Here is a 17760-nt window from a genome sequence, read left to right as displayed (position 1 = left end):
CGGCGAGCGTCCGGCGGTCTCCGGCATAGGTCAGCTTGTCGATCACCAGCACCTCGTGGCCGAGGTTCAGGACGAGGTGGCGGACCAGGGCCGATCCAATGAAGCCGGCTCCGCCGGTGACAACGACACGCATGGGGCAGAGATTCTCAGGAACGCTCGAGGTAAGGGCCCGGGCCGGGTGTTCCGGTTGTCTGGCCCGGATGCGAGATATCCACCGCAAATGCGGCCCTGGCAGGGCGGTGGCACGGCGGATTCGGGCCGTTATAGGGCCCGGAGCTGGTCACGCGACGCCAATCCGCAGCAGGTCGTGCAGGTGCAGAATTCCGGCCGGCCGGTCTTCCTCCAGCACGAAAAGGCTGGTGATGCGGCGCTCGTTCATCAGGGCCAGCGCCTGCTCGGCCAGGGCGTCAGGGCCGATGGTGCGGGGATGGCGGGACATCGCGTCGCGCACCGGGCCGTCCACGAAGCCGGCCTGGAAGGCGCGGCGAAGGTCGCCATCGGTCACCACCCCGACCAGCCGGCCGGCCCCGTCTGTCACGGCGGTGATGCCGAAGCGCTTGCCGGTCATTTCCATAATGGCCTGCGAAAGCGTGGCGTCCTCGGGGATGGTCGGCACGGCATCGCCTGAATGCATGACGTCCCGCACCTTGCGGAGTTGGGAGCCGAGCTTGCCGCCGGGGTGGAAGCGCCGGAAATCCTGGGCCGAGAAGCCCCGGCGGGAGAGCAGCGCCACCGCCAGCGCGTCCCCCATGGCCATCTGCATGGTGGTGGAGGTGGTGGGCGCCAGCCCGTTCGGGCAGGCTTCCGGCATAACCGGCAGGATCAAGGGGATGTCGGCCTGGCTGCCGAGCGCACTGTGCGAGCGGGAGGTAATGGCGATGAGGGTGATTCCCCAGCGGCGCGTATAGGCCAGCACATCGGCCAGTTCCGGGGCTTCCCCGGACCAGGAGAGGGCGAGGACAACGTCGTTGTCTCCGATCATGCCGAGATCGCCATGGCTGGCCTCGGCAGGGTGCACGAAATAGGCAGGGGTGCCGGTGGAGGCGAAAGTGGCGGCGATCTTGCGCCCGACATGGCCGGACTTGCCCATGCCGGTGACGATGACCCGACCTCCGCAGGAGGCGATGGCGGCGACGGCCCGTTCGAACGCCTGGCCGAGCGGGCCGGCAAGGGCGCTGCGCAGCGCCGCCAGCCCCTCTGCCTCAAGCGACAGGGTGCGGCGGGCGTCATCCAGGGCCGGGGAAAGTGCGGCGGGCGTGACGGGCTGCTGATCCATCATGGTGTCCTTGGGGGCGTGTTCCCGGGGCTGGTCCAACTGGGAGGGCAGCCCGGAGGGCGCTAGCAGGCTGGCGCGGGTCTCGATGGCGGTTCCCTGAAGCAAAGATCCGGCTTGGTGGCGGGGTATAGCCGCCATGGGGCCCGGCGGCGACACCCGGCGGACGCAGGGCACCTTTCGCCCCGGCGCGGCGCCGCGCTATGGGGCGGGAATCGGCCCGGCGTGGCGAGGGCAACAGGAGCGGCGCGATGATGGACCAGGCGACCCACCCCCGGCTGACGATTCTCTCGCATCCGCTGGTGCAGCACAAGCTGACCATCATGCGCCGGCGGGAGACCTCGACGGGCGAGTTCCGGGCGCTCGCGCGCGAGATCAGCCTGCTCATGGCCTATGAGCTGACGCGCGACCTGCCGATCCAGCAGGTGCCGATCGACACGCCGCTGGAGCCGATGATGGCGCCGTCCATCGCGGGCAAAAAGCTGTGCATCGTCTCGATCCTGCGGGCCGGGGACGGGCTGGCCTCGGGGATGCTGGACCTCGTGCCCTCCGCCCGCGTCGGGCATGTCGGGCTGTACCGGGATCCGGTGACGCAACGGCCGGTGGAATATTACCTGAAGCTGCCGGAGGATGTGGCGGACCGGCTGGTGATTGTGGTGGATCCCATGCTGGCGACCGGTCATTCGGCCGCGGCCGCGCTGGGCCGGCTGAAGGCCGCCGGCTGCACCAATCTGCGCTTCGCCTGCCTGCTGGCGGCGCCCGAAGGGGTGGCGGTGCTGGCGGAGGCGCATCCGGATGTGCCAATTTTCACCTGCGCAGTGGATCGGGCGCTGGACGAGCACGCCTATATCCGCCCCGGTCTGGGCGATGCCGGAGATCGGCTTTTCGGCACGAAGTAGGGAGTTTGCCGCGCGCCTGCCCAAGGTTGCAGGGCACGGTTGGTCCAAGCTGGCACCGATGTTGGTTCCGGTTCCCGGAGCGAGTCCCTGGCATCTGCGCGCCTGTCCTGCGAGATAAAAACCACCGTAAGCAGGATGAGGAATTCCGCATGGGACGCGTGCTTGTCACGGGAGCGGCCGGCTTCATCGGCGCGCATCTCTGCCGCGAGCTGATCAAGAGGGGCGACTCTGTCGTCGGCCTCGACAACATGAATCCGTATTACGATCCGGCGTTGAAGCATGCGCGTCTGGCCGCGCTGACGGGCAACGCGCCGTCGGGCGCCTTCGAGTTCCATCAGATGGACCTGGCGGATGCCGATGCGGTGCTGGGCCTGATGAAGGACCGCCCGGATATCGACCGCGTGGCGCATCTGGGCGCGCAGGCCGGCGTGCGCTGGTCGATCGAGGCGCCCTTCGCCTACACCGCCGCCAATGTCACCGGGCAGCTCTCCATCCTTGAGGGCGTGCGGCGGAGCGAAGGGCGGATCAAGCACCTCGTCTATGCCTCCACCAGCTCGGTCTATGGCTCGCGCACGGATGGCAGCCAGTTCAAGGAGACGGACCGGGTGGACAAGCCCGTCTCGCTCTATGCCGCCACCAAGCGGGCGGGCGAGCTGATGGGGATTGTCTATAACGATCTCTACAAGCTGCCGATGACGGGCGTGCGCTTCTTCACGGTCTATGGGCCCTGGGGCCGGCCGGACATGGCCTATTGGCTGTTCACTGACGCGATGCTGAAGGGCAAGCCGATCCGCCTGTTCAACGAAGGCAAGATGCGGCGCGACTTCACCTTCGTAGACGATATCGTGACGGGCATCATGGCGGCGCTGGATCATCCGCCGGCGGATGGCGGGCACCGGCTCTATAATATCGGCAACAGCAACCCCGAGGAGCTGATGGACCTCATCGGCATTCTGGAGGAGCTGCTGGGCGTGGAGGCGAAGAAGGAGCTTCTGCCCATGCAGCCGGGTGACGTGCCCGCCACTTTCGCCGATGTTTCCGCCATGAAGCGCGACTTCGGCTGGGAGCCGACCACGAGCCTGCGCGATGGCCTCGGTCATTTCGTGGACTGGTGGAAGGGGTATTTTGGAATGCCCGGCGACCGGAAGGCTGCCTGATTCATAAATTTGACAGATTAGTTTCACAAATCTGATCTGTTTGATCGATGCCTTTCGGCGGCCCAGACTTCGGCCGCCGAAGGACCTCGATCTAAATGATTCTCCCCCGATCAATTTCGCGCCTGCTGCCGGGGCTCTTGCTTTGCCTGGGAGTGACCCTGGCGGCGGTGGCCCTGGCGCATTTGGAGGAGGCGGTATTCGGGCGGGCTTGGTTGGAATCGCTCGTTCTAGCCATCCTGCTGGGCACCGTGGTTCGAACGGCCTGGAAGCCGGGGCCACGCTGGAAGCCCGGAATCGATTTTTCCGCCAAGATGCTGCTCGAAGTTGCCGTGGTGCTGCTGGGCGCCTCGTTGAGTGCAGCAACGGTGCTGGCCATTGGTTGGGAGCTGCTGGTCGGCATCGCGCTGGTGGTGGCGGTGGCCATTTGCATCAGCTTTGGGCTGTGCCGGTTGTTCGGTCTGCCAGCACGAATGGCGGTGCTGGTCGCCTGCGGAAATTCCATCTGTGGGAACTCGGCCATTGCCGCGGTGGCGCCGGTGGTCGGGGCGGATGGGGAGGATGTGGCGTCCTCCATCGCCTTCACGGCCGTGCTGGGTGTGGCGGTGGTGCTCTCCCTGCCGTTGCTGGTGCCAGTGCTGGGGTTGAGTCTGGAGCAGTATGGCGTTCTGGCGGGGCTGACGGTCTATGCGGTGCCGCAGGTGCTGGCGGCCACGGCACCGGTGGGGGCTTTGAGCGTGCAGGTGGGCACGCTGGTGAAGCTGGTACGGGTGCTGATGCTTGGGCCGGTGGTATTGGTGCTATCGCTTCTGGCACCCCGGCTGCGCGAGGCGCCGGCGACGCCGGGGGAGGTGGTGGCGGGTGACCGCCCGGTTCCGAAGCGCCCGCCACTGAGCCGGCTGGTGCCCTGGTTCATCATCGGCTTCCTCGGGCTCGCCGCGCTGCGCTCGCTGGGGCTGGTGCCTGAGGTGCTGCTGGGCCCGGCGGCGATAGTGGCGACGGCGCTCACCATTATCTCCATGGCGGCGCTCGGGCTGGGGGTGGATGTGCGAACGGTCGCGCGTTCCGGAGGGCGGGTGACCGCGGCCGCCATAGCCTCGCTGCTGGTGCTAGGGGGGATCAGCCTTGGGCTGATCCATCTGCTCGGCGTGGCCTGAGGGAAGGCGCGGCGGGGACCAGCGCCAACAGCGCTTCCGCCGCGCGGCTGGGAGGGCGGTCGCGGTGAAACAGCACCTGGAAGGCGCGTTCCGGCAGGTTCACCGGCACGCGGTGGAGCAGACCGGCCTCAATACTGGGGGCGGCGACCGAGGCGGAGATGGCGGTGGCGCCCAGCCCGGCCTCCACCGCGCCGCGGACCGATTCATTGGACGGCAGTTCGAGCGTAACCTGCAGGGCTAGCGGGTCCAGCCCAGCGGCGCGCAGCGTATCCTCGAAGACGGAGCGGGTGCCGGAGCCAGGTTCGCGCAGCACCCATTCGCCCTCCCGCACCAGGGCGGCCAGGTCGGCGGGCGGTTGCTCCGTCCAGGGATGAGTTGGAGCGACCACGACCACGAGCTGGTCCGTGGCGACGGGACGGGCGAGGAGGAGCGGGTCGTCCACCGCCCCTTCCACGAAGCCCAGTTCGGCCGTACCGGCCGCGACCGCCGCCGCCACCTGAGCGGTGTTGCCGATGGAGAGCGGCACGACGATGCCTGGATGGGCGCGACGGAAGGCGACGAGGTGGCGCGGCAGCCAATAGCCGGCGATGGTCTGGCTGGCATGGACGGGCAGGGTACCGCGGCCGAGCCCGGCCAGTTCCGCCAGGGCCATTTCTGCTGCCTCCGCGCGTGCGAGGACGGCGCGGGCCTCTGGCAGGAAGGCACGGCCGGCACCGGTGAGTTCGATCCCGCGGCCGATGCGGTCGAAGAGGCGCACGCCGTTGCGAACTTCCAGCGCCGCGATAGCGGCGCTGGCGGCGGACTGGGTGAGGTTGAGCGCTTCCGCCGCGCGGGTCACGTGCTGGCGCTCCGCGACCGCGACGAAGACGCGGAGCTGTTCCAGCGTGATGCGCATAGCGGCGGTCAGACTTTCGTTGGGCGGAACATCTCGAACATCTCGCCCATCTCAGCATAGTCGCCGCGATAGCCGGCGCGGCCGATGGGGCGGGCGGCCTTCAGGTCGAAAATACCGTCCTTGAGATAGGCGCGGTCGATATGGACGCCGATCACCTCGCCGAGGACGAGATAGGTGTCCACATCGCGGCCCTCCGCCGTCTTGAACTGGACGATCTGCGTCACCTTGCACTCCAGCGCGGCGGGCGTGTTGGCAACGCGGGGCGGCCGCACCAAGCGGGAGGGGGCGGATTCGATGCCGGCGAACTCCATCTCGGATTCGCCATGGGGCAGGGGAGCGCTGCAGCGGTTCATCACCTCCGCCAGCGGCCGGGTGGCGAGGTTGCAGACGAACTCGCCCGTTGCCTCCACATTGCGCAGGCTATCCTTGCGGCCCTCGCTGGCAAATCCGACGATCGGCGGATTTGAGTTGAAGGCGTTGAAGAAGCTGTAGGGCGCGAGGTTGACCTTCCCCTCCGCGCTGATCGTGGTGACCCAGCCGATGGGGCGCGGCGCAACGATGGCCTTGAAGGGGTCATGCGGCAGGCCATGGCCGAGCCGAGGTTCGTAGAAATGCTGGTCCATGGGTTCCTGTCCCCCGTCTGTGCAGGAAATGGTCACTGATCCTGCCGGATGCATGCAAGATAGGCGGAGTTTTGCCCGCGCCGCTAAGATCGCCCTGCCGGAAGATCATTATGCATCTTCCCGGCGTCCCTTTCATAACTGTACGCTCAGTTAGTTTCTGCGGAAAGGCACAGCCCCATGGCGATCAGCGACGCGGACATGATCGAGGCCTGGAAGAAGGTCCTGACGCTTTCCAATCTCAGGGCGGGCGAGGTGGTCACGGTGCTGACCGGGGCGGCGACGCACCCGCAGACGCTGTCGACCGCCATGATTGCGGCGCGCGGCATGGGGGCGGTCGTGAACCGGCTGGACCTGCAGCCGATGAATGGCGAGGCCTCGCTCTCGCGCGACGCGCTGGCCTTTGTGGGCGACACGCCGCTGACGGGGAACCCGGCCGGCATGGCGGCGCTGAAGGCGAGCGACCTGGTGCTCGACCTGATGCTGCTGCTCTTCTCCCCCGAGCAGGGGGAGATCCTGGAGAGCGGCACGCGCATGCTGCTGGCGGTGGAGCCGCCGGAGGTGCTGGCGCGGCTGGTGCCGAGCATGGAGGACAAGATCCGGGTCAAGGCGGCGGCCGAGAGGCTGAAGGCGGCCAGGGAGATGCATGTCACCTCGGCGGCCGGGACGGACCTGCGCTGCGCGCTGGGCCAGTACCCGCTGCTGGAGGAATACGGCTTTGTCGATGAGCCCGGGCGCTGGGACCACTGGCCCTCGGGCTTCCTGGCCACCTGGCCGAATGAGGGCCAGTCCAACGGCACCATCGTGATCGACCGGGGCGACATCCTGCTGCCGCAGAAGTCCTATGTGCAGGACAAGATCATCCTGACGGTCAAGGACGGCTACGCGGTCAAGATCGAGGGCGGGCTCGATGCCGAGTTGCTGCAGGACTACATGCAGTCCTTCAACGACCCCGAGGCCTATGCCATCTCCCATATCGGCTGGGGGCTGCAGGACCGGGCGCGCTGGTCCGTGCTCTCGCTCTATGACCGCGAGCAGACCATCGGCATGGATGCGCGGGCGTTTGCGGGCAACTTCCTCTTCTCGCTCGGGCCCAATACCGAGGCCGGCGGCACGCGCAACACGCCCTGCCATATCGACATCCCCCTCCGCCGCTGCACCGTCCGTCTCGACGGCACTCCCGTGACACAGGACGGCAAGGTCCTCGACCAGATCGCACTCGCCGCCGAATGAGCGGCTGCTGAGGCCCGGGCCGGGCCGCGTGCCCGGCCCCTTTCCTGCAATCCCTGCACCATCCCTAACGGACCAGGAGTAGCATCATGCATGTGACACGGCGCCTCGTGCTCGGCGCATCGGGCGCACTCGCGCTACCGGGTATCCTGCGGGCGCAGGGAACGGCGCCGATCCGCATCGGCGAGATCAACAGCTACACCACCAACCCTGCTTTTACCCTGCCCTATCGCAATGCGATGCAGCTGGCAGTGGAGCAGGTGAACGCCAAGGGCGGCGTTCTGGGCCGGCAACTCGAACTGATCACGCGCGACGATGCGGGCCGCCCGCAGGATGCGGTGCGCCTGGCGGGCGAGCTGGTAAACGACCAGAAGGTGGATGTTCTGGCTGGCGCCTATCTGTCCAATGTCGGCCTCGCCCTCGGCGAGTACGCGGCGCAGAACAAGCGCCTCTATGTCGGCGGCGAGCCGCTGACCGATTCCATGGTCTGGGAGAAGGGCAACCGCTACACCTTCCGCCTGCGTCCCAGCACCTACATGCAGGCCGCCATCCTGGCGGAGGAGGCGGCGAAGCTGCCGGCCAAGCGCTGGGCCACGGTGTCCCCGAATTACGAGTTCGGGCAGTCCGGCGTGAAGTGGTTCAAGCAGCTCCTCTCGGCCAAGCGGCCGGACGTGACCTATGTGGGCGAGCAATGGCCGGCCCTGGGCCGCGTGGATGCGGGCGCGACCGTGCAGGCGCTGGAGGCGATGAAGCCGGACGGCATTTTCAACGTGCTCTTCGGTCCGGACCTGACCAATTTCGTCCGCCAGGGCAACACGCGCGGGCTGTTCGAGAAGCGCACGGTCGTCTCCCTGCTGACGGGCGAGCCGGAATACCTGGACCCGCTGGGCGACGAGGCGCCGGAGGGCTGGATCGTGACCGGCTATCCCGGCGAGCAGATTGACACGCCGGCGCACAAGGCCTTCGTCTCGGCCTATCGAGGCAAGTTCAAGGAGAAGCCGCTCTGCGGCTCGCTGGTGGGCTACTCGCTCATCAACTCCATCGCTGCGGGCATCACCAAGGCCGGCTCGGTCGAGACCGAGAAGATGGTCGATGGTTTCCGTGGCGCGCGCTTCGACACGCCCGTCGGCTCCGTCGAGTACCGCCCTGTCGACCACCAGGGCACGCTGGGCGTCTTCGTCGGTAAGACCGCGCTGAAGGGCAATGCCGGCGTGATGACGGACTGGCGCTACATCGACGGCAAGGACCTGCTGCCGGGCGACGAGTTCGTGCGCAACCTTCGCCCTGCCAGCGCGAACTGACGGAATACCGGCGAGTCCATGGACGGCATCCTTCCACAACTGCTGACCGGGCTCGCCGGGGCCTCGTCGCTTTTCCTTGTCGCATCCGGGCTGACGATCATCTTCGGCGTCACCCGGATCGTGAATTTCTCCCATGGCAGCCTGATGATGCTCGGCGCCTATATCGGCTGGAGCATCCTCTCGCGGCTGCCGCGGGACCCCGAATGGTTCGTGCTGGGCATCCTGGCCACCGTGCTGGCCACGGCAGTGATCGGGGTGCTGCTGGAGCTGGTGGTGCTGCGGCGCGTCTATCGCGCACCGGAGTTGTTCCAGCTTCTCGCCACTTTCGGCGTGGTGCTGATCCTCCAGGATGTGACGCTCTGGCTCTGGGGGCCGGTGGAGCTTCCGCTCTCGCGGCCGCGCTGGCTCCGCACCGCTTTCGATGTCGCGGGTAGCCGGCTGCCAATGGCCGATCTCATCCTGATTATCGTGGGGCCGGTGGTGCTCGGGCTGCTCTGGCTCGTGATGAACCGCACGCGCTGGGGCACGCTGGTGCGGGCCGCCACGCTGGACCGTGAGATGGTGGCGGCGCTGGGCGTGGACCAGCGGCTGCTCTTCACCTCCGTCTTTGCGCTCGGCGCGGGGCTGGCGGGATTCGGCGGGGCGCTCTCTCTCATGAGTGCCTCCGCCAACCTGAACATCGATCTGTCCGTCATCACCGATGCTTTCGTGGTGGTGGTGGTCGGCGGATTGGGCAGCCTGACCGGCGCCTTCGTGGCCAGCCTGCTGATCGGCATCCTGCAGGCCTTCGGCATCGTGCTGATTCCCAAGATCACGCTCGTGCTCGTCTTCCTGGTGATGGCGGTGGTGCTGGTGTTCCGCCCCAACGGGCTGTTGGGGCGTCCGCAGACCGATGCGCGCGAGGCGACGGTGGCCGCCCCGGTGGTGCGCGCGGCCCCGCGGGAGCTTCGCATTCTGGGCGCGGTGGCGTTGCTGGCCGCGATCGCGGCGCCCCTCTTCGTGGGCGAGTACTACCTGACCGTGCTGACGGATGCCTGCGTTGCCGTCCTTTTCGCGACCAGTCTGCACTTCATGATGGGGCCGGGCGGCATGGCCAGCTTCGGTCATGCGGCCTGGTTCGGGATCGGCGCCTATGCGGCGGGGCTGCTGATGCAGTGGATCGGCGCGCCCATGTCAGTCGGGCTACTGGCGGCGCCGGTTGCGGCAGGCATCGTGGCGGCGCTGTTCGGCTGGTTCGTGGTGCGGCTCTCGGGCGTGTATCTTTCGATGCTGACGCTGGCCTTCGCGCAGATCGTCTGGGCCATCTGCTTCCAGTGGGTGGATGTAACAGGCGGCGACAATGGGCTGCTGGGGCTGCTGCGGCCGGAATGGGCGCATGAGCCGCGGGTGTTCTACTGGCTCGCGCTGGCGCTCTCGGTCGGCGTGGCGTTGCTGCTGCGCCGGGCGCTCTACGCGCCCTATGGCTACGCGCTGCGGGCGGCGCGGGATTCGGCGATGCGCGCGCGGTCGATCGGGTTGGACGTAGCCCGGCTGCGGATCGTGGCGATCGTGATCGCCGGCGCGGCCTGCGGGCTTTCGGGCGCGCTCTTCTCCTATGGCAAGGGCAGCATCTTCCCGACCTACATCACCATCTCGCACTCTGTGGAGGCGCTGCTGATGGTGCTGCTGGGAGGGCTGCAGACCATGGCCGGGCCGATCATCGGGGCGCTGGTCTATACGGGGCTGGCGGACATCCTCGTGCGCTCCACTGATCTGTGGCGGCTGGTGCTCGGCGCGGTGATCGTGTTGCTGGTCGTCGCCTTCCCCGAGGGTATCGCGGGTGCGGCCCGGCGCCTCTGGCTGCGGGGGCGCGAGGCATGAGCGTGCTGGTCGTGCAGGGGCTGAGCAAGTCCTTCGGTGGCGTGCGGGCGGTGGGGGACGTTTCCTTCTCCGTGGCACCGGGGGAGATGCTGGCACTGATCGGGCCGAATGGCGCGGGCAAGTCCACCTGCTTCAACATGGTGGGAGGGCAGTTGCCGCCGGATGCCGGTTCCGTGCTGCTGGATGGCCAGTCGATCACAGGCCTGTCGCCGCGCGCCATTTCGCGCAGGGGCGTCGGGCGCACCTTCCAGATCACCGCTACCTTCGGTTCCATGACGGTGCGGGAGAATGTGCAGATGGCGTTGCTCGCCCATCGCGGGGAGGTCTGGCAGTTCTGGCGGCCGGTCGCGGGGCGTTATGCCGACGAGGCGGATGCGCTGCTGGCCCAGGTGGGGCTGGAGGCACAGGCGGATCGCGCGACGGGCGTGCTGGCCTATGGCGACCTGAAGCGGCTGGAACTGGCCATCGCGCTGGGCAATGAGCCGCGCCTGCTGCTGATGGATGAGCCGACGGCGGGAATGGCGCCCGCCGAGCGCGTGGGGCTGATGAAGCTGACGCGCAGGCTGGCGACGGAGCGCGGCGTGGCCGTGCTGTTCACCGAGCATGACATGGACGTGGTGTTCGATGTGTCGGACCGGATCCTCGTGTTGAATCGCGGCACGCTGATCGCGGAGGGGGACGGGGCTTCCATTCGCGCCAATCCGGCGGTGCGTGAGATCTATCTTGGCACAGGCGCAACGAGCGGGGGGCACTGAGATGCTGCTCTCGGTCGAGGGGCTGAACACGCATTACGGCCGCGCCCACATCCTGCAGGGCATGGCGCTGCAGATCGGCGTCGGTCAGATCATGGTGTTGCTGGGCCGCAACGGTGCGGGCAAGAGCACCACCATGAAGTCCATCATCGGCCTGGTGCGGCCGACCAGCGGGCGCATCACCTTCGATGGGCAGGAAATCGCGGGGGAGGAGCCGCACCGTATTGCTCGCCGTGGCCTCGGCTATGTGCCGGAGGACCGGCGTGTATTCGCCGATCTGACGGTCATGGAGAATTTGGAGGTCGGGCGTCAGGCGGCACGAGGCGGGATGTGGCCCTGGACGCCGGAGCGACTGTTCGAGCTGTTTCCCAATCTTGGGCGCATGCGGGACCGCCCGGGCGGCCGGATGAGCGGCGGGGAGCAGCAAATGCTGACGATCGCGCGCACGCTGATGGGCAATCCGCGCCTGATCCTGCTGGATGAGCCGAGCGAGGGGCTGGCGCCCGTGATCGTGGAGCAGATGGCCAATGCCATCCTGGCCCTGAAGGGCGAGGGACTGACCATTCTGCTGGCCGAGCAGAACCTGCATTTCGCCGGCGGCGTGGCCGATAGCGCGACGGTGGTGGAAAAGGGCCGCGTGGTCTGGGCCGGTACCATGGCCGAGTTGCGCGCCGATGAGGCGGCACGCACCCAGTATCTGGCGGTGTGATGCCGGCGCCCCGGGATGTCGCGCTGGAGGTGAACGGGGCGCGGCATGTGCTGCATCTCGATCCCTCGGCACCGCTCCTGGCGGTGTTGCGGAACGACCTGGAGCTGAACGGGCCGAAATACGGCTGCGGACTCGGGGAATGCGGGGCCTGCACGGTGCTGCTGGACGGGAAGGCAGTGCGGTGCTGCGTGCTGCCGGTGTCGCGCGCCGAAGGAAGGCAGGTGACGACACTGGAGGGGCTGGGCACGGTTGAGGCGCCGCATCCCGTGCAGGCCGCCTTTATCGCGGAGCAGGGCGCGCAATGCGGCTACTGCCTGAATGGCATGATCATGACGACGGTGGCGCTGTTGGAGCGGAACCCCCGGCCGAGTGAGGCGCAGATCCGCGAGGCGCTGGCCTATAATCTCTGCCGCTGCGGCACCCATATGGAGATCCTGGCCGCGGTGCGCCGCGCGGTGGCGGAGCGCGCGGCATGACGGTGCGGGCGCGTCAGGATCTGAGCCGGCAGGAGGTGCTGCGGCAGCAAGGCGTGCTGGCCATCACGCGCAAGCGCCCGCCGACGCCAGGGACCGAGCCGGGCGCGAATGCGCGGGATGAGGAGGATGTCTTCGTCGCTGTCTTTGATGACGGCAGCGTGGCGGCCTTCAATGGGCATGTGGATCTGGGAACGGGCATCCGCACGGCGCTGGCGCAGATCGTGGCGGAGGAGTTGGATGTCCGCCTCGACGCCGTGACCATGGTGCTGGGCGATACGGAGCGCGCGCCGGATCAGGGCCCGACCATTGCCAGCGAGACAATCCAGATTTCCGCCGTGCCGCTGCGACAGGCGGCGGCGGAGGCGCGGCATGCGTTGTTGGCGCGGGCGGCCGAGCGGCTGGGGACCGAGGCGCTGACCATTTCGGAGGGCGTCGTCTCCGCGACCGATGGGCGGAGCGTTTCCTATGGCGAATTGCTGCGTGGGGCGCAGGAGATCCTGCCGCTGAGCGGGGCGGCGCCGCTGAAGCCTGTGGATCAGTACAGGATTGTCGGCACGCCGGTGCCGCGCGTGGATATCCCGGCCAAGGCCACTGGTGGGCTGGTCTTCGTGCACGACATGCGCGTGCCGGGGATGCTCCATGGGCGCGTGGTGCGGCCTCCCTATGCCGGGCTGGATGGCGGGGCCTTCATCGGCAACAGCCTGCTCTCGGTGGATCGGGATTCAGTCTCCCACATTCCCGGGCTCGTGGATGTGGTGGTGATCGGCGATTTCGTGGGAGTAGTGGCGGAGCGCGAGGAGGCGGCGGCGCGTGCGGCACGCGATCTGCGCGTGGCCTGGAAGGCCTTCACTGCCCCGGCGAGCCTGGATGACGTGGAACAGGCGCTGCGCCTCAATCCTTCCACCAGGCGGGTTCTGAAGGACACCGGCGACGTGGATCAGGCGCTGGCCGGTACGGCGAAGCGTCTGACGCGAACCTACTCCTGGCCCTACCAGATGCATGGCTCCATCGGACCATCCTGCGCTGTGGCGGATTGCGAGGAGGGACGGTTACGGGTTTGGTCGGGTTCCCAGAACCCGCATATGCTGCGCGCGGCGCTCGCGCAGCTCATGGCCATGCCGGAGGCGCGGATCGAGATCACGCGCATGGAGGCGGCCGGCTGCTACGGGCGTAACTGCGCGGATGATGTGTGCGGCGATGCGGCCCTGCTCTCCCGTGCCGTGGGGCGGCCGGTTCGGGTGCAGCTGACGCGGGAACAGGAGCATCTCTGGGAGCCGAAGGGCTCGGCACAGTTGATCGATGTGGATGGCGGGTTGGACGCAAAGGGCGAAGTTGCAGCCTATGATTTCGTGTCGCGCTATCCGTCGAACGATGCGCCGCTGCTGGGGCTGCTGCTGACCGGAATGGTGAAGCCGGAGCCGGCGGTGCTGCAGATGGGCGACCGCACGGCCATCCCGCCCTATGACTACCCCTCCATGCGCATCGCGGTGGAGGATATGCCGCCCATCGTGCGGGCATCCTGGATGCGCGGCGTGTCCTCCCTGCCCAGTACCTTCGCGCATGAATCCTGGATCGACGAATGCGCGGCGGAGGCGGGCGTCGACCCGGTGGAATACCGGCTGCGCTATCTGAAGGATCCACGCGCCATCGATCTGGTGAAGGCGGTGGCGGAGCGTGCCGGTTGGGAGAGGCGAACTGGCCCGCGCATGAGGAGCGAGGGCGATATCCTGCGCGGGCAGGGCTTCGCCTATGCGCTCTACGTCCACAGCAAGTTCCCGGGCTATGGCGCCGCCTGGGCGGCCTGGGTGGCCGAGGTGGAGGTAAACAAGCGCACGGGCGAGGTGACCGCGACGCGCATCGTCACCGGCCATGACGCCGGGCTGATGATCAACCCGGACGGGGTGAAGCACCAAGTCCACGGCAATGTCATCCAGGCGACGAGCCGCGTGCTGAAGGAGCGGGTTTCCTTCGAGAACGGGTTGGTGGCCAGCCAGGAATGGGGCGGCTACCCGATCCTCGACTTCCGGGAGGTGCCGGAGATCGAGGTGATGATGATGCCTCGGCCGGAGGAGCCGCCGCTGGGTTCGGGCGAATCCGCTTCGGTGCCGAGCGCGGCTGCCATTGCCAATGCGATCTTCGATGCGACGGGCGTGCGCTTCCGAAAGGTGCCCTTCACGCCGGAGGTAATCCGTGAGGGCCTACAGCCCGTTGTTCAGGCTGAGGCGCGGCGGAAGCGGCGGCGCTGGTTCGCGGGGCTGGGCAGCCTGGCCGGCGGGCTGGTCGTGGCGGCGGGGGCGGCGATCGGCTGGGCCTCGGCCATGGCACCGGTCAAGCCGCCGGGGGCGGATGTGTTCTCCGCCGCGCAGATCGAGCGGGGGCGGGTTCTGGCGGCGGCCGGGGATTGCGCCGTGTGCCACACCGCGCCGAATGGTGTGACGAATGCGGGCGGGCTCGCGTTGGACACACCCTTCGGCACAGTCTGGTCCACCAACATCACCCCGGATGCGGAAACCGGGATCGGCACCTATTCCTTCGCGGCCTTCCAGCGTGCGATGCGCGAGGGGATCGCGCGGGACGGGCGGCATCTCTACCCGGCCTTTCCCTATACGGCTTACACAAAGATGACGGATGAGGACCTGCTGGCCCTCTACGCCTATCTGATGGCCCAGGCGCCCGTGCGATCCGTGGTGCCGGAGACGAAGCTGGCCTTTCCCTACAACATCCGGCCGCTGCTGGCTGGTTGGAACCTGCTGTTTCACCGGCCGGGCACGATGGAACCCGATCCGGCGCAGTCGGCGGAGTGGAACCGGGGCAAATACCTCGTGAACGCCCTGGGCCATTGCGGGGCCTGTCACACGCCGCGCAACGCCCTGGGGGCTGAGAAGGGCGGGACCTCCGCCTTCGCGGGGGCGATGGTGGAGGGGTGGGAGGCGCCGGCGCTGAATGCGCTGTCTCGCGCGCCGGTGCCTTGGACCGAGGCGGATTTCTACGACTATCTGCGCACCGGCCATTCGCCGCGGCATGGCGTGGCCGCGGGGTCAATGGCGCCGGTTGTAGCGAACCTCCAGGCACTGCAGGATTCGGATATCCGGGCCATGGCGCATTACCTGGCCTCGCTGAACCCGGTGGCGGAGATCGATCCGGCCCAGCCAGCGGAATTGGCGGCGGCGTCGGCTGTCGCTCCCCGGCAAGGCGGCAGTGAGGGGGCGCGGCTCTTCCAGGGCGCCTGCGGAGCCTGCCATGGCGGCGGCGCGCAGGAAGGGCCGGAGGTGGTGCTAGCGCTGAACAGCAACATCCATAGCGACCGGCCGGACAACCTGCTGCGCGTGATCCTGGACGGTATCCGGCCACCCATCCCCGGCCATGGGGAAATGCCGGGCTTCCGGGACAGCCTGAGTGACCGGCAGATCGAGCTGCTGGCATCCTTTATCCGCTCCAACTTCGCGCCCGGCCGTGCTGGCTGGGAGGGGCTGCCGCAGGCCATCGCCCGATTGCGGAATGCGGGCGCCCACTGAAGATTGTGCTTTTGCTTAACTGAATGTGCAGTTAAATTTCTGGGCCGTCGAGGAGACCGGATCATGAGCAAGCCGCGGATCGCCATCGTCGGAGCCGGGCTCGGCGGGATTGCCGCCGCCCTGTTGCTGAGAAACGAAGGCTTCGAGTCAGTTCTCTATGAGCAGGCCCCCGCCTTCTCTCGCCTGGGCGCAGGCATTCATGTCGGCCCGAATGTGATGAAGGTCATGCGCCGGATCGGGCTGGAGCGGGCCATGGAGGAAATGGGCTCGCACCCCGATTACTGGTACAGCCGCAATTGGAATGATGGGGCGATCCTGTCGCAGATCCCGCTGGGCGACTACGCCCGCAAGACCTATGGCGCCGCCTATCTCACGGTGCATCGTGGTGACTTCCACCAGTTGATGGCGGATGCCGTCCCGTCCGGCTGGATCCAGTACGACAAGCGCCTGACCGCGCTGCAGGAGCGCGACCGGAACGTGCTGCTGAGTTTCGCTGATGGTACCACCGCCGAGGCCGATATCGTGATCGGCGCCGACGGCGTGAACTCCGTGATGCGCGAGCACATGCTGGGCAGCGAGCTGCCGCGATACACCGGCTATGTCGGGCACCGCGCGGTGTTCCCGGCCTCCGCCCTGGCCAAGTACGACTTCAAATTCGACCAATGCGTAAAGTGGTGGTCCGAGGACCGGCACATGATGGTCTATTTCGTTACCGAGCGGCAGGACGAGTACTACTACGTGACCGGGGTGCCGCAGGCCGAATGGGACATGAGCAAGGCCTGGGTGCAGAGCAGCCAGGAGGAAATGTACGAGGCCTTCGCCGGTTATCACCCGATGGTGCAGTCGCTGATCGATGCCTGCTCCGAGATCACCAAATGGCCGCTGCTGGAGCGCGATCCCCTGCCGCTCTGGAGCCGCGGGCGGATGGTGATGCTGGGCGATGCCTGCCATCCCATGAAGCCGCATATGGCCCAGGGTGCGGCCATGGCGATCGAGGATGCGGCGATGCTGGCGCGCTGCTTCAAGGCCGTGGGGCTGGAGGATTACGAGACGGCCTTCGCCCTGTACCGCGCGAACCGGATCGATCGGGCATCCCGCGTGCAGAAGGTGTCGCATGACAACACCTGGCTGCGCACGAATGAGGACCCCAGCTGGGTCTTCGGATATGACGTGTTCAGCGTGCCGCTGGTTGAGCCGGCCCGAACGGCGGCCTGAGGGTGGCTGGAGGCACGGCCGCATCGCCCCGCCGCCGGATCGGCCGTCGCCCGGCTGATCCCGACGGCGTCTCGACACAGGATAACATCCTGAACGTCGCGGAGCAGGTCTTCGCTGATCACGGCTATGTCGCCGCCTCCTTGCGAGAGATCGCGGAGCGGGCGGATGTGACGCAGGCACTGATCATTTACTATTTCGGGAGCAAGCAGGGCTTGTTCGAGACGCTGTTCAAGCGTCGGGGCCTGGAGGTCTCGCGCGAACGGCAAGCGTTATTGGAGGCCCTGCTGGCACGGCCCGAACCGCCGACGGCACGAGAGCTGATCACCGCCTATCTGACACCCCAGTTCGCGCTGCGCCGGAAAGGGCCGACCGCGATGGCCTTCGTGCGCATGCAGGCCCGGCTGCACCATGAGCCCGATGAGTTGGCGCTGCGCCTGCGGCGGGAGGTCTATGACAATTCCACCCGCAACTATATCGCGGCGCTGGAGAGGATCGTGCCGGGGCTCGACACTGCGGACGCGCATTGGCGCATGATGTTTGCGGTGGGTACTTACCTCTACATGCTCTCGGGCTTTGACCGGCTCGCCGAGGTGTCGGAGGGGCGCTACACTACTGACGATACGGAGGAGGTCGTGCGGCGGCTGACGGACTTCCTCGTGGCTGGGATGACGGCGCCTTCGAGCCGATAAAGAAGGCCGGGGAAG

16 protein-coding genes are annotated in these 17760 nt (G+C 67.5%); 12 read left to right on the top strand and 4 right to left on the bottom strand.

The annotated features are described in order from the left end of the window. Positions 1–133 (bottom strand): NAD-dependent epimerase/dehydratase family protein (locus tag ACO1BU_RS09830; RefSeq protein ID WP_424135760.1); only part of this gene is annotated, 133 nt, incomplete at its 3' end. 147 nt (positions 134–280) lie between these two features. Further along, a complete protein-coding gene (locus tag ACO1BU_RS09825) occupies positions 281–1279 on the bottom strand; it encodes a KpsF/GutQ family sugar-phosphate isomerase (protein ID WP_424135754.1) in 999 nt (332 codons plus the stop codon). A gap of 245 nt (positions 1280–1524) precedes the next feature. On the opposite strand from ACO1BU_RS09825, the gene upp reads away from it, so the two are divergent. The 3 genes from upp (at position 1525) to ACO1BU_RS09810 (ending at position 4483) form a co-directional block, all read left to right on the top strand. Next, positions 1525–2172, top strand: a complete 648-nt coding sequence (upp, locus tag ACO1BU_RS09820; RefSeq protein WP_424135753.1) for a uracil phosphoribosyltransferase — start codon at positions 1525–1527, stop codon at positions 2170–2172. Positions 2173–2321: 149 nt separating this feature from the next. Next, positions 2322–3329, top strand: coding sequence for an NAD-dependent epimerase/dehydratase family protein (locus ACO1BU_RS09815; protein ID WP_424135752.1), 1008 nt, complete (start codon positions 2322–2324; stop codon positions 3327–3329). A 95-nt stretch (positions 3330–3424) separates the two neighbouring features. Then, positions 3425–4483 carry a YeiH family protein gene (locus ACO1BU_RS09810; RefSeq protein WP_424135751.1) on the top strand — a complete coding sequence of 353 codons (1059 nt, stop codon included), beginning with the start codon at positions 3425–3427 and terminating at the stop codon, positions 4481–4483. Here ACO1BU_RS09810 and ACO1BU_RS09805 read toward each other — a convergent pair. Both ACO1BU_RS09805 and ACO1BU_RS09800 read right to left on the bottom strand, forming a co-directional pair. Further along, a complete protein-coding gene (locus ACO1BU_RS09805; RefSeq protein WP_481133216.1) occupies positions 4446–5378 on the bottom strand; it encodes a LysR family transcriptional regulator in 933 nt (310 codons plus the stop codon). The two genes, ACO1BU_RS09810 and ACO1BU_RS09805, sit on opposite strands and share 38 nt — an antisense overlap. An 8-nt stretch (positions 5379–5386) precedes the next feature. Beyond that, positions 5387–6001 carry a flavin reductase family protein gene (locus ACO1BU_RS09800; RefSeq protein WP_424135750.1) on the bottom strand — a complete coding sequence of 205 codons (615 nt, stop codon included), beginning with the start codon at positions 5999–6001 and terminating at the stop codon, positions 5387–5389. 177 nt (positions 6002–6178) lie between these two features. Here ACO1BU_RS09800 and ACO1BU_RS09795 point away from each other — a divergent pair, with 177 nt between their 5' ends. The 9 genes from ACO1BU_RS09795 to ACO1BU_RS09755 all read left to right on the top strand — a co-directional run bounded on the left by ACO1BU_RS09795 (position 6179) and on the right by ACO1BU_RS09755 (position 17745). Continuing rightward, entirely contained in the window at positions 6179–7231 is a 1053-nt protein-coding gene (locus tag ACO1BU_RS09795) for a 2,5-dihydroxypyridine 5,6-dioxygenase NicX family protein (RefSeq protein WP_424135749.1), read from the top strand. Positions 7232–7317: 86 nt separating this feature from the next. Continuing rightward, positions 7318–8529 (top strand): ABC transporter substrate-binding protein, encoded by a 1212-nt coding sequence (locus ACO1BU_RS09790; protein ID WP_424135748.1) that lies wholly within the window; start codon positions 7318–7320, stop codon positions 8527–8529. Between the two features lie 18 nt (positions 8530–8547). Then, positions 8548–10389: an ABC transporter permease gene (locus ACO1BU_RS09785; protein ID WP_424135747.1), complete on the top strand. Its 1842-nt coding sequence runs from the start codon at positions 8548–8550 to the stop codon at positions 10387–10389. Next, positions 10386–11144, top strand: a complete 759-nt coding sequence (locus ACO1BU_RS09780; protein WP_424135746.1) for an ABC transporter ATP-binding protein — start codon at positions 10386–10388, stop codon at positions 11142–11144. Before ACO1BU_RS09785 ends, ACO1BU_RS09780 begins: the two co-directional genes overlap by 4 nt. 1 nt (position 11145) lies before the next feature. Further along, complete coding sequence (locus ACO1BU_RS09775; RefSeq protein WP_424135745.1) at positions 11146–11850, top strand: ABC transporter ATP-binding protein; 705 nt, start codon at positions 11146–11148, stop codon at positions 11848–11850. Next, positions 11850–12326, top strand: coding sequence for a (2Fe-2S)-binding protein (locus tag ACO1BU_RS09770; protein ID WP_424135744.1), 477 nt, complete (start codon positions 11850–11852; stop codon positions 12324–12326). The genes ACO1BU_RS09775 and ACO1BU_RS09770 overlap by 1 nt, the downstream gene beginning before the upstream one ends. Further along, complete coding sequence (locus ACO1BU_RS09765) at positions 12323–15841, top strand: molybdopterin cofactor-binding domain-containing protein (protein ID WP_424135743.1); 3519 nt, start codon at positions 12323–12325, stop codon at positions 15839–15841. Before ACO1BU_RS09770 ends, ACO1BU_RS09765 begins: the two co-directional genes overlap by 4 nt. A gap of 63 nt (positions 15842–15904) precedes the next feature. After that, the gene (locus tag ACO1BU_RS09760) at positions 15905–17056 is read left to right on the top strand and encodes an FAD-dependent monooxygenase (protein WP_424135742.1); all 1152 of its coding nucleotides are present in this window, start codon (positions 15905–15907) and stop codon (positions 17054–17056) included. Positions 17057–17058: 2 nt separating this feature from the next. Next, a complete protein-coding gene (locus tag ACO1BU_RS09755) occupies positions 17059–17745 on the top strand; it encodes a TetR/AcrR family transcriptional regulator (protein WP_424135741.1) in 687 nt (228 codons plus the stop codon). Positions 17746–17760: the final 15 nt, after the last annotated feature.

The sequence above is a fragment of the Roseomonas chloroacetimidivorans genome, from assembly GCF_049629625.1.
In the GTDB taxonomy this organism is placed as follows: Bacteria; Pseudomonadota; Alphaproteobacteria; order Acetobacterales; family Acetobacteraceae; genus Roseomonas; species Roseomonas chloroacetimidivorans.
Note: the sequence above shows the minus strand (reverse complement) of the source record. Positions and strands in the feature narration are given on the sequence as shown.

Excerpts from the sequence above, each read along its gene's own strand:
- ACO1BU_RS09785 (WP_424135747.1), top strand. The coding sequence starts at position 8,548 with ATGGACGGCATCCTTCCACAACTGCTGACCGGGCTCGCCGGGGCCTCG.
- ACO1BU_RS09765 (WP_424135743.1), top strand. The coding sequence starts at position 12,323 with ATGACGGTGCGGGCGCGTCAGGATCTGAGCCGGCAGGAGGTGCTGCGG.
- ACO1BU_RS09795 (WP_424135749.1), top strand. The coding sequence starts at position 6,179 with ATGGCGATCAGCGACGCGGACATGATCGAGGCCTGGAAGAAGGTCCTG.
- ACO1BU_RS09780 (WP_424135746.1), top strand. The coding sequence starts at position 10,386 with ATGAGCGTGCTGGTCGTGCAGGGGCTGAGCAAGTCCTTCGGTGGCGTG.
- ACO1BU_RS09775 (WP_424135745.1), top strand. The coding sequence starts at position 11,146 with ATGCTGCTCTCGGTCGAGGGGCTGAACACGCATTACGGCCGCGCCCAC.
- ACO1BU_RS09815 (WP_424135752.1), top strand. The coding sequence starts at position 2,322 with ATGGGACGCGTGCTTGTCACGGGAGCGGCCGGCTTCATCGGCGCGCAT.
- ACO1BU_RS09825 (WP_424135754.1), bottom strand. The coding sequence starts at position 1,279 with ATGATGGATCAGCAGCCCGTCACGCCCGCCGCACTTTCCCCGGCCCTG.
- ACO1BU_RS09790 (WP_424135748.1), top strand. The coding sequence starts at position 7,318 with ATGCATGTGACACGGCGCCTCGTGCTCGGCGCATCGGGCGCACTCGCG.
- ACO1BU_RS09805 (WP_481133216.1), bottom strand. The coding sequence starts at position 5,378 with ATGCGCATCACGCTGGAACAGCTCCGCGTCTTCGTCGCGGTCGCGGAG.
- ACO1BU_RS09800 (WP_424135750.1), bottom strand. The coding sequence starts at position 6,001 with ATGGACCAGCATTTCTACGAACCTCGGCTCGGCCATGGCCTGCCGCAT.
- ACO1BU_RS09760 (WP_424135742.1), top strand. The coding sequence starts at position 15,905 with ATGAGCAAGCCGCGGATCGCCATCGTCGGAGCCGGGCTCGGCGGGATT.
- ACO1BU_RS09770 (WP_424135744.1), top strand. The coding sequence starts at position 11,850 with ATGCCGGCGCCCCGGGATGTCGCGCTGGAGGTGAACGGGGCGCGGCAT.
- upp (WP_424135753.1), top strand. The coding sequence starts at position 1,525 with ATGATGGACCAGGCGACCCACCCCCGGCTGACGATTCTCTCGCATCCG.
- ACO1BU_RS09810 (WP_424135751.1), top strand. The coding sequence starts at position 3,425 with ATGATTCTCCCCCGATCAATTTCGCGCCTGCTGCCGGGGCTCTTGCTT.